A 9,563-nucleotide genomic window follows, 5' to 3' on the forward strand; every position below is an offset into this window, starting at 1 on the left:
GGCCGATGTCCGCGTCCAGGGCGATGCAGCGCGGCTGCGCCTGCGAGGTGCCACGCATCACCCGCTCATGGGTGCGCAGCGGTTCGGTCAGCTCGAACGGGACCCTGCCGCCCAGCGCGGGATCGGCTTCGCTCCAGTGGAAACTGACGCGGAAGTAGGCGCAGCAGGCGCCGCAGGTGAGGCAGGGATGGGACATGGCGGCCGGGCCTTGCGCGGCGAACAGCGTGGGGGGCGCGGCATTCTGACCGAACCGCGGCGCGCTGCAAGCACGCCGGCATTCAGCCGCGGCGGCCGCGGCCGGGGTGTCGGCTGCGGCCGGGCGCATCGGCGATAATCGGCGTATGACCACGACCTGCAACATCGCGGCGACGCTGCCGCGGCTGGCGCGCGAGCGCCCGGACCAGATCGCCATGCGCTGCCCCGGCCGGCCCGGCCCCGGCGGCATGGCGGCCTACGACGTGACCCTGAGCTATGCGCAGCTGGATGCGCGCAGCGATGCCATCGCCGCCGGCCTGGGCGCCTACGGCATCGGCCGCGGCACCCGCACGGTGGTGATGGTGCGGCCGTCGCCGGAGTTCTTCCTGCTCATGTTCGCGCTGTTCAAGGCCGGCGCGGTGCCGGTGCTGGTCGATCCGGGCATCGACCGGCGCGCGCTCAAGCAGTGCCTGGACGAGGCGCAGCCGGACGCCTTCATCGGCATTCCCTTGGCGCAACTGGCGCGGCGCCTGCTCGGCTGGGCGCGCTCGGCAAAGCGGATCGTCACCGTCGGCCGGCGCTGGGCCTGGGGCGGCACCACGCTGGCGCGGATCGAGCGCGCCGGCCAGGGCACCGACAGCCAGCTCGCAGACACGGCCGCGGACGACGTCGCCGCGATCCTGTTCACCAGCGGCTCCACCGGCGTGCCCAAGGGCGTGGTCTACCGGCACCGGCATTTCGTCGGCCAGATCGAGCTGATGCGCAATGCCTTCGACATGCAGCCCGGCGGGATCGACCTGCCCACTTTCCCGCCGTTCGCGCTGTTCGACCCGGCGCTGGGGCTGACCTCGGTGATCCCGGACATGGACCCGACGCGTCCGGCCAAGGTCGACCCGCGCAAGCTGCACGATGCGATGCAGCGCTTCGGCGTGACCCAGCTGTTCGGCTCGCCGGCGCTGATGCGGGTGCTGGCCGACTACGGCAAGCCGTTGACCAACGTGCGCTGCGCCACCTCGGCCGGCGCGCCGGTGCCGCCGGACGTGGTGGCGCGGATCCGCAGCCTGCTGCCGGAGGACGGCCAGTTCTGGACGCCCTACGGCGCCACCGAGTGCCTGCCGGTGGCGGTGATCGAGGGCCGCGAGTTGCAGGACACGCGTGCGGCGACCGAGCGCGGTGCCGGCACCTGCGTCGGCACGGTGGTGCCGCCCAACCAGGTGCGCATCATCGCCATCGACGACGCCGCGATTCCCGAGTGGAGCGGCGTGCACGAAGTCCCCACCGGCACGGTCGGCGAGATCACCGTGGCCGGGCCGACCGCCACCGACACCTATTTCAACCGCGATGCGGCCACGCGCCTGGCCAAGATCCGCGAACGCCTGGACGACGGCAGCGAGCGCGTCGTGCACCGCATGGGCGACGTCGGCTATTTCGACGCGCAGGGCCGGCTGTGGTTCTGCGGGCGCAAGACCCAGCGCGTGGAAACCGCGCAGGGGCCGCTGTACACCGAACAGGTGGAGCCGATCTTCAACGCGCTGCCGGGCATCGGCCGCACCGCCCTGGTCGGCATCGGCGAGCCGGGGCAGCAGCGCCCGGTGCTGTGCTACGAGCTGGAAGTGGGCGCCATGCTCTCGAGCGGCCCTGAACTGCAGGCGCTGCAGCAGCGACTGCGCGATACCGCTGCCGCGCATGCGCACACGGCCGGCATCGTCGATTTCCTGAGCCACCCGGGCTTTCCGGTGGACATCCGCCACAACGCCAAGATCGGCCGCGAGAAGCTGGCGCTGTGGGCAGCGGAACAGCGCAAATGAGCGCGCGCAGCATGTGCACCGGCGCGCCTGCGCAGCAGGACACCGTTGGCGCGGCGCATGGCCGGCCCCAGAATGGCCGCCCTGATCATGGAGTGTGGCGATGAAGATCGTGGTGACCGGTGGCGGTGGGTTCCTGGGCCAGACGCTGTGCCGCGGGCTGGTCGCGCGCGGGCACCAGGTGGTCAGCTACAACCGCGGGCACTACCCGGAACTGCAGGCCTTGGGCGTGGCCCAGGTGCGGGGCGATCTGGTCGATGCGCAGGCGCTGCAGCATGCGCTGGCCGGCGCCGATGCGGTGTTCCACAACGCCGCCAAGGCCGGTGCCTGGGGCAGCTACGACAGCTACTACCAGCCCAACGTGGTCGGCACCGAGAACGTGCTGGCGGCCTGCCGCCTGCACGGCGTGTCGCGTTTGGTTTACACCTCCACACCGAGCGTGACCCACCGCGCCACCCATCCGGTCGAAGGCCTGGGCGCGGACCAGGTGCCCTACGGCGAGGATTTCCAGGCGCCGTACGCGGCGACCAAGGCGATCGCCGAGCGCATGGTGCTCGCGGCCAACGACGCGCAACTGGCGGTGGTGGCGCTGCGCCCGCGGCTGATCTGGGGGCCGGGCGACAACCAGATCCTGCCCAAGCTGGTCGCGCGGGCGCAGGCCGGGCGCGTGCGTCTGGTCGGCGGCGGCGACAACAAGGTCGATTCCACCTACATCGACAACGCCGCGCAGGCGCACTTCGACGCCTTCGAGCACCTGGCGGTGGGCGCGCCCTGCGCCGGCAAGGCCTACTTCATCTCCAACGGCGAGCCGTTGCCGATGCGCGTGCTGCTCAACAAGCTGCTCGCCGCGGTCGGCGCGCCGACGGTGACCAAGACGCTCTCGTTCAAGGCCGCCTACCGCATCGGTGCCGCCTGCGAGACCCTGTGGCCGCTGCTGCGCCTGCGCGGCGAGCCGCCGCTGACGCGGTTCCTCGCCGAGCAGCTGTGCACCCCGCACTGGTACAGCATGGAGCCGGCGCGGCGCGACTTCGGCTACGTGCCGCAGGTGTCGATCGAGCAGGGCCTGCAGCGGCTGGCGTCGTCATGGCGCCACGACACGTCCGTCACCCGCTGACGACCACGCGTTTCCGAAGATGATGCCGCGCCGATTCGGCACGACAACTCTCTGGACATTGCCATGCTGCATTACGCCATCATCTTCTTCGTGATCGCCATCATCGCCGCCGTGCTCGGTTTCAGCGGCATCGCCGGCGCGGCGACCAACATCGCCTGGATCCTGTTTGTGGTGTTCCTGATCCTGGCGGTGATCTCGATGTTCCGCCGCGGCAAGGTGTAGTCCGCAGCGACAATCCAACGTCGATACTTGCCCGCGGCGCCCTGCGTCGCGGGCAAGTCGTTTCTGGGGTAGACGCTGCGGTGTACCGGCTCCACCGGAGTAGCCGCGTAGCGAAGCGCGGCGGCGCGCAGGCTAGGCGCAGTTCGGACGTTCCTGAGCAAGCACCTGGGCGGCGCGCAGGCGCAGTAGCGGTTGGCGGTGGCATGGGCGAGACATCTGTCTCGCCCCGCGCACGGCCTTGCGACGTGTCTGCCGCTAGAATGCGGGGATGTCTGGATCCCCCCTCGATGCTCTCAAGCCCCTGGCCGGCCGCGCGCTGGAAGCGGCGCTCAATCGCGCGCTGGCGCTGGACCCGGAAACCGGCGAGGCCCTGCGCGACCTCGACGGCCAGCGCGTGGCGCTGACCCTGGAGGCGCCGGCGCTGGCGCTGCAGATCCGTGTCGACGGTACGCACCTGCGGGTCGGCCCGGTGGATCCGGCGCAGGAGCCGGAGCTGGCGGTGCGCAGCACCCTCGGCGGCCTGCTCGCGCAGTTGCCGTTCCTGGCGCAGGCGCGGCGCCCCGGCGGCCCCGGCGGGCGGGTGCGGGTCTCCGGCGATGCCGAACTGGCGCGGCGCCTGCAGCAGTTGGCGACGCGCTTCGACCCGGACTGGCAGCGGCCGTTCGTGCAGGTGTTCGGCGAGGTGCTCGGCGTGCAGGTGGCCAACACCGCGCGCTCGGCCCTGCAGCAGGCCCGGCGCAGTGCGCAGGATCTGGCGCAGAGCGCGGCCGAGTACGTGACCGAGGAGTCGCGCGACGTGGTCGCGCGCGCCGAGCTGGAGGCCTTCTACGACGACGTCGACGTGCTGCGCGACGACATCGAACGCCTGGCCGCGCGCGTGGCGCGGCTGCAGCCGGAGCGCGGCGCATGAAGGCGATGTTCCGCGCCAGCCGCATCGGCCGGGTGATCCTGCGCTATCGCCTGGACGACCTGCTCGACGGCACCCCGGCCGAACGCTGGTTGCGCCTGGCCAAGCCATTCGTGCCGCGCGCCAGCCCCGACATCGCCGCACAGTCGCGCGGCGCCCGCCTGCGCCTGGCGCTGCAGGACCTGGGGCCGATCTTCGTCAAGTTTGGGCAGATCCTCTCCACCCGCCGCGACCTGATGCCGCCGGACGTGGCCGAGGAACTGACCCTGCTGCAGGACCGGGTGCGCCCGTTCGACGGCGAGGCGGCGCGGCGCATCGTCGAGCAGGCGCTGGGCCGGCCGATCGCGGTGGCGTTCGCGACCTTCGATACCGAGCCGCTGGCCTCGGCCTCGATCGCGCAGGTGCACGCGGCGACGCTGGACGACGGCCGCGAAGTGGTGGTCAAGGTGCTGCGCCCGGACATCGAGCGGCAGATCGACGCCGACATCGCCTTGCTGAAATCGGCCGCCGCGCTGGTCGAGCGCACCCATCCGCGCGCCGACAAGATCCGCCCGCGCGAGGTGGTGGCCGAGATCGAGACCACCCTGGCCGCGGAGCTGGACCTGCAGCGCGAGGGCGCCAACGCCAGCGTGTTGCGCCGCTTCTGGCTGCATTCGGACGACCTCTACGTGCCCGAGGTGATCTGGACCCACACCGCCGAGCGCGCGCTGACCCTGGAGCGGGTGCGCGGCATCCCCTCCGACGACATCGCCTCGCTGGACGCCGCCGGCATCGACCGCCGCGCGCTGGCGGCCAAGGGCGTCCGGGTGTTCTACACCCAGGTGTTCCGCGACAACTTCTTCCATGCCGATGCGCACGCCGGCAACATCTGGGTCGACAGCGACCCGGCGCGCCGCGACAACCCGCGCTTCATCGCGCTGGACTTCGGCATCATGGGCCAGCTCTCGCAGGAAGATCAGTACTACCTGGCCGAGAACTTCATGGCCATCTTCAACAAGGATTACCGGCGCATGGCCGAGCTGCACGTGGAGGCCGGCTGGATGCCGGCCAACGTGCGCATCGACGAGCTGGAGGCGGCGGCGCGCTCGGTGTGCGAGCCGTACTTCACCCGGCCGCTGTCGCAGATCTCGCTGGCCGAGGTGCTGATCAAGCTGTTCCGCGTGGCCCAGCGCTACCAGCTGACCCTGCAGCCGCAACTGATCCTGCTGCAGAAGACCCTGCTCAACATCGAAGGCGTCGGCCGCCAGCTCGATCCGGAACTGGACATCTGGGCGGTGGCGCGGCCGGTGCTCGAACGCATCCTCATCGAGCGCTACAGCCCGCAGCGCGCGCTGCACGAACTGCGCAAGCGCCTGCCGGAGATCATGACCCACGCGCCGGACATGCCGCGGCTGATCCACGGCTGGCTGCGCCAGCAGGTCGAGGGCCGGCACGAACTGTCGATGCGCTCGCGCGACCTGTTCGAACTCAACCTGCTGGTGCGGCGCATGCAGCGGCGGGTGGTGGCGGCGATCGCCGGCGTCGGCCTGCTCACCGTGGCCACGCTGCTGTACGCGCTCGACGCGGGCGGGCCGCAGCTGGGCGGGGTGTCGCTGTGGGCCTGGATCAGCGGTGGTGCCGGCATCGCGGCCTTGCTGTCGGCGTGGTGGCGGCGCTGAGCGTGGCGGCGCTGGATCGCGCGCGCCTGTACGCGGTGCGCGCCGAACTCGGTGAGGAAGGTCCGCGTCACGATGCAGGTCAGCCCGAGCGCGCGCAGCGCCTGCTCAATATCACCCCGGAGACCGGCGAACTGCTGGCGGTGCTGGTGCGTGCCACGGCTGCGCGGCGGGTGCTGGAGATCGGCACGTCCAACGGCTATTCCACGCTGTGGCTGGCCGAGGCCGCGGCGGCGTTGGGTGGCGGCGTGACCACGCTGGAATATGCCGCGCACAAGATCGCGCTGGCGCAGCGCAACTTCGCCAGTGCCGGCGTGGAAGGCTGTATCGATCTGGTCCTCACGGATGCCGGCGTCTGGCTGGCCGACGCGGCGTCGGCCGCGTTCGACCTGGTGTTCCTGGATGCCGAGCGCACCCTGTATTGCCACTGGTGGCCGCAGCTGCGCCGGGTGCTGCGGCCGGGCGGTCTGCTGGTGGTGGACAATGCGCTGTCGCATGCGGCGGAGATGGCGCCGTTCGCCGCGCTGTTGCAGGCCGATGCCGCGTTCACCTGCACCACGCTGCCGGTCGGCAACGGCGAACTGCTGGCGGTCAAGGACGCGTAGGCGCAGCGCGGCGGCGTGCCTGCCCGCGACGTGCGTCGCCGGGTCAAGCAACCGTCGGCGCGAGCTGCAGCCACGTCGTCATCGGTGCCATGGGTGCCGTTGTCGTGAGCGAGGTCATGGCTCAGTGCAGCGGACACTGCCGCTCGGCGCCACCTGCATGCGCGCCTCGTTGCCTGCAATGCGCATTGTCGCGCCGCGGCACGGCGCGGATAATCCGGCAGTGAACACCGACGCCGATTCCCTGCAGATCCTCTATCAAGACCCATTGCTGGCCGTGGTCGACAAGCCTGCCAGGCTGATGGTCCACGACAGCAAGCTCGCCCGCGGCGAGGACGACTTCCTCGCCGACCGCCTGCGTGCGCAGTTGGGCCGGCCGATCTTCCTGGTGCACCGGCTCGACCGTGCCACCAGCGGCTGCCTGCTGCTCGCCTTCGACCGCGACACCGCCAGCGTCCTGGGCAAGGCGCTGATGGGGGGCGAAGTGGACAAGGATTACCTGGCGATCTGCCGCGGCTGGCCGGCCGAAGACCGCTTCGAGGTCGACCACGACCTCGACGGCGGCCCTGGCAAGCCGCTGAAGAAACCGGCGCAGACCCGCTTCGCGCGCCTGGCCTGCGGCGAACTGCAGGTGCCGTCGGGCGAGTTCGCCACCTCGCGCTATGCGCTGCTCCGCTGCAGCCCAGTGACCGGGCGCTTCCGGCAGATCCGCCGCCACCTCAAGCACCTCTCGCATCACCTGATCGGCGACACCAGCCATGGCGATGGCCGCCACAACCGCATCTTCCGCATGCAGAGCGTGCACCGCATGCTGCTGCACGCCGAGCGCCTGGCGTTTCCGCACCCGGACGGCCATCGGATCAAGGTGACGGCGCCGCTGGATGCGGAATTCGTGCGGGCGTTCGGCTTGTTCGGTTGGGATCCGGCGCCTTGGCAGGTGGATGCGATGTCAGCTGGGATGCTGCAAGCCTGGCGGCTCTCGTAGATACCGTCTTAACCCCCTAGCAGGCAAGGCCCCTTTTCGGATCGAACGCCGTGCCCGACTTGAGAACCCCGTAGGCCAGGTGCAGGAGCGGCTTCAGCCGCGACCGAGCTTCCTCGGTAGGCCCGGTCTCGGCCGAAGCCGCTCCTACGACGCGCAAGGCCAGCGCTGTGTCACTTGGCCGGCGGCGCGTTGACCGTCTGTTCCAGGTCCTTCTGCAGGTCGGCGAACAGCGGGGTCATCTTCTGCTGGATCGCGCCCATCAGGTTCTGCATCAGCTGCGGGGTCTTGTCGAGCAGGCTCTGGCCGGCCGGGCTCTCGTAGAACTCGGCCATCGCTAGCACGTCCTGCTTGGAGAAGGTCTGCTTGTACAGGTTGACGTAGAGCGGACGCATCTCCTGCCACGACAGCGCCTTGCGCACGGTGGCCTGGGTACGCTCCTGGATCTGCTGCAGCTTCTGCTGCTGGGCGGCGTCGAGCGGGTGCTGCGCGGTGAGCTGGGCGAACTGCTGGCGCTGCATCGCCTCGATCTGCGGCAGCATGGTGTCGAGCATGTTCTGCGCGCGCGAGGCCGACAGCAGGCGGTTGACGTCGGCATCGGTGGGCGGTTCGGCCAGCGCCGGGAGGGCGGCCAGGGCCAGCAGCAAGGCCAGCAGCAGGCGCTGCGGCCAACGGAAGAAGCGCGGAATCGGGGGCATGGAGCATCCTGCAGAACGATGACCGGCGGCCAGAATACGGCAATCGCCGCGCCGCCGCCGCGCGTGGGGACGTGCGACCGGCCGGCGTCCGCTCCCTGGCTCGTTCAGGCGGCGCCGACGCGGAAACCGGGCGGTCCGGCGAATACCCTACAATCCGCGCCATGGGTAACGGGGCCATCCACATCTCGAGCAGCCTGACGATTCCGGAGGACGAAATCGTCGAGCGCTTCGTGCGCGCCAGCGGCGCCGGCGGGCAGAACGTCAACAAGGTCGCCACCGCGGTCGAGTTGCGCTTCGACCTGGCCGGCTCGCCGTCGCTGCCGGAGCCACTGCGTGCGCGCTTGTTGGCGCGGCGCGACCGCCGCATCACTGCCGACGGCGTGCTGGTGATCGATGCGCAGCGCTTCCGTACCCAGGACCGCAACCGCGACGATGCGCGCCAGCGCCTGGCCGAGTTCATCGCCGCCGGGCTGTCGGTGCCGAAGCGGCGCATCGCCACCAAACCCTCGCACGGCGCCAAGCTGCGACGCCTGGACGCCAAGCGCGAGCGCAGCCAGATCAAACGCGGCCGCTCGCCCGGCCGCTGGGAGTGACTTTTGACCGAACGCGATTACCGCCTGCCCGCAGCGCCCCCGAACATGCCGATGGTCAGGCCCAGCCGCTTCATGCGCTGGCTCGGCCGCACCGCCTTGCGGCTGACCGGCTGGCGGGTCGTGGGCGAGTTTCCCAACGTGCCCAAGCTGGTGATGATCGTGGCCCCGCATTCGTCCAACTGGGACGGGTTCCTGGGCTTCGCGGTCAAGTTCGCGGTCGGCTTCGAGGTGCGCGTGCTGGGCAAGACCCAGTTGTTCTGGTGGCCGCTGGGACCGCTGCTGCGCAGGCTCGGCGGCATCCCGCTGGACCGCAACTCGCCACGCGGCGTGGTCGAACAGGCGGTGGCGCTGATCCGCGGCGCCGAACGCATGTGGTACGTGATCACCCCCGAGGGCACGCGCAAGCGTGTGGAGAAGTGGAAGACCGGGTTCTGGAAGATCGCCCACGGCGCGCAGGTGCCGATTTTCCCGGTGTACTTCGACTACCCCAGCCGCACCGTCGGCCTTGGCGAGGTGGTGTGGACCGGCGAGGACATGCAGGCGGACATCGCCGCGATCCGCGAATGGTACCGGCCGTGGCGCGGCAAGCATCGCGATACGTTGTGAGCGACAGCGGCGGCTGACGGCGGCGCCATCCGCCGTTTTGCCCCACGGCGCCAACCGATGCCGTAGGAGCAGCGCATGGGTCGGATGTTGTTGTGGGAGGGACTTCAGTCCCGATGCAGCAATGTACCAGGTGGCTTTGGTCTTCACTCGTCGCGGCTGAAGCCGCTCCCACAAGTGCTGTGCC

At 70.5% G+C, this 9,563-nt stretch carries 11 protein-coding genes; 9 read left to right on the plus strand and 2 right to left on the minus strand.

What is annotated here, in order from left to right:
• Positions 1 to 196 (minus strand): YkgJ family cysteine cluster protein (locus tag D588_RS0107230; protein ID WP_026143469.1); only part of this gene is annotated, 196 nt, incomplete at its 3' end.
• Between the two features lie 145 nt (positions 197 to 341).
• Between D588_RS0107230 and oleC the strand changes: the two genes are divergently transcribed.
• The 7 genes from oleC to D588_RS24230 all read left to right on the plus strand — a co-directional run bounded on the left by oleC (position 342) and on the right by D588_RS24230 (position 7,485).
• Positions 342 to 2,003: an olefin beta-lactone synthetase gene (gene oleC / locus D588_RS0107235; protein WP_017915502.1), complete on the plus strand. Its 1,662-nt coding sequence runs from the start codon at positions 342 to 344 to the stop codon at positions 2,001 to 2,003.
• Between the two features lie 100 nt (positions 2,004 to 2,103).
• A complete protein-coding gene (oleD, locus tag D588_RS0107240) occupies positions 2,104 to 3,114 on the plus strand; it encodes a 2-alkyl-3-oxoalkanoate reductase (RefSeq protein WP_017915503.1) in 1,011 nt (336 codons plus the stop codon).
• Positions 3,115 to 3,177: 63 nt separating this feature from the next.
• A complete protein-coding gene (locus D588_RS26505) occupies positions 3,178 to 3,336 on the plus strand; it encodes a DUF1328 domain-containing protein (protein ID WP_003468167.1) in 159 nt (52 codons plus the stop codon).
• Between the two features lie 268 nt (positions 3,337 to 3,604).
• Positions 3,605 to 4,246, plus strand: a complete 642-nt coding sequence (locus D588_RS0107250) for an SCP2 sterol-binding domain-containing protein (RefSeq protein ID WP_017911448.1) — start codon at positions 3,605 to 3,607, stop codon at positions 4,244 to 4,246.
• The gene (gene ubiB, locus D588_RS0107255) at positions 4,243 to 5,901 is read left to right on the plus strand and encodes a ubiquinone biosynthesis regulatory protein kinase UbiB (protein WP_017915504.1); all 1,659 of its coding nucleotides are present in this window, start codon (positions 4,243 to 4,245) and stop codon (positions 5,899 to 5,901) included. Before D588_RS0107250 ends, ubiB begins: the two co-directional genes overlap by 4 nt.
• A 26-nt stretch (positions 5,902 to 5,927) precedes the next feature.
• Positions 5,928 to 6,503, plus strand: a complete 576-nt coding sequence (locus D588_RS0107260; RefSeq protein WP_198526737.1) for a class I SAM-dependent methyltransferase — start codon at positions 5,928 to 5,930, stop codon at positions 6,501 to 6,503.
• A 178-nt stretch (positions 6,504 to 6,681) separates the two neighbouring features.
• Positions 6,682 to 7,485 carry a pseudouridine synthase gene (locus tag D588_RS24230; RefSeq protein ID WP_017915506.1) on the plus strand — a complete coding sequence of 268 codons (804 nt, stop codon included), beginning with the start codon at positions 6,682 to 6,684 and terminating at the stop codon, positions 7,483 to 7,485.
• A gap of 170 nt (positions 7,486 to 7,655) precedes the next feature.
• On the opposite strand, the gene D588_RS0107270 is transcribed toward D588_RS24230, so the two are convergent.
• Positions 7,656 to 8,180 (minus strand): DUF2059 domain-containing protein, encoded by a 525-nt coding sequence (locus D588_RS0107270; RefSeq protein WP_017915507.1) that lies wholly within the window; start codon positions 8,178 to 8,180, stop codon positions 7,656 to 7,658.
• A gap of 161 nt (positions 8,181 to 8,341) precedes the next feature.
• On the opposite strand from D588_RS0107270, the gene arfB reads away from it, so the two are divergent.
• Positions 8,342 to 8,773 carry an alternative ribosome rescue aminoacyl-tRNA hydrolase ArfB gene (arfB, locus tag D588_RS0107275; RefSeq protein WP_017907723.1) on the plus strand — a complete coding sequence of 144 codons (432 nt, stop codon included), beginning with the start codon at positions 8,342 to 8,344 and terminating at the stop codon, positions 8,771 to 8,773.
• 51 nt (positions 8,774 to 8,824) lie between these two features.
• Positions 8,825 to 9,379 (plus strand): lysophospholipid acyltransferase family protein, encoded by a 555-nt coding sequence (locus D588_RS0107280; RefSeq protein WP_017915508.1) that lies wholly within the window; start codon positions 8,825 to 8,827, stop codon positions 9,377 to 9,379.
• Positions 9,380 to 9,563: the final 184 nt, after the last annotated feature.

It is taken from the genome of Xanthomonas sp. SHU 308 (genome assembly GCF_000364645.1).
In the GTDB taxonomy this organism is placed as follows: domain Bacteria; phylum Pseudomonadota; class Gammaproteobacteria; order Xanthomonadales; family Xanthomonadaceae; genus Xanthomonas_A; species Xanthomonas_A sontii.

Bases quoted from the DNA above. Each gene is read 5' to 3' on its own strand.
- ubiB (WP_017915504.1), top strand. From the start codon at position 4,243: ATGAAGGCGATGTTCCGCGCCAGCCGCATCGGCCGGGTGATCCTGCGC.
- D588_RS0107250 (WP_017911448.1), top strand. From the start codon at position 3,605: ATGTCTGGATCCCCCCTCGATGCTCTCAAGCCCCTGGCCGGCCGCGCG.
- D588_RS24230 (WP_017915506.1), top strand. From the start codon at position 6,682: ATGCGCATTGTCGCGCCGCGGCACGGCGCGGATAATCCGGCAGTGAAC.
- D588_RS0107280 (WP_017915508.1), top strand. From the start codon at position 8,825: ATGGTCAGGCCCAGCCGCTTCATGCGCTGGCTCGGCCGCACCGCCTTG.
- arfB (WP_017907723.1), top strand. From the start codon at position 8,342: ATGGGTAACGGGGCCATCCACATCTCGAGCAGCCTGACGATTCCGGAG.
- oleD (WP_017915503.1), top strand. From the start codon at position 2,104: ATGAAGATCGTGGTGACCGGTGGCGGTGGGTTCCTGGGCCAGACGCTG.
- oleC (WP_017915502.1), top strand. From the start codon at position 342: ATGACCACGACCTGCAACATCGCGGCGACGCTGCCGCGGCTGGCGCGC.
- D588_RS26505 (WP_003468167.1), top strand. From the start codon at position 3,178: ATGCTGCATTACGCCATCATCTTCTTCGTGATCGCCATCATCGCCGCC.
- D588_RS0107270 (WP_017915507.1), bottom strand. From the start codon at position 8,180: ATGCCCCCGATTCCGCGCTTCTTCCGTTGGCCGCAGCGCCTGCTGCTG.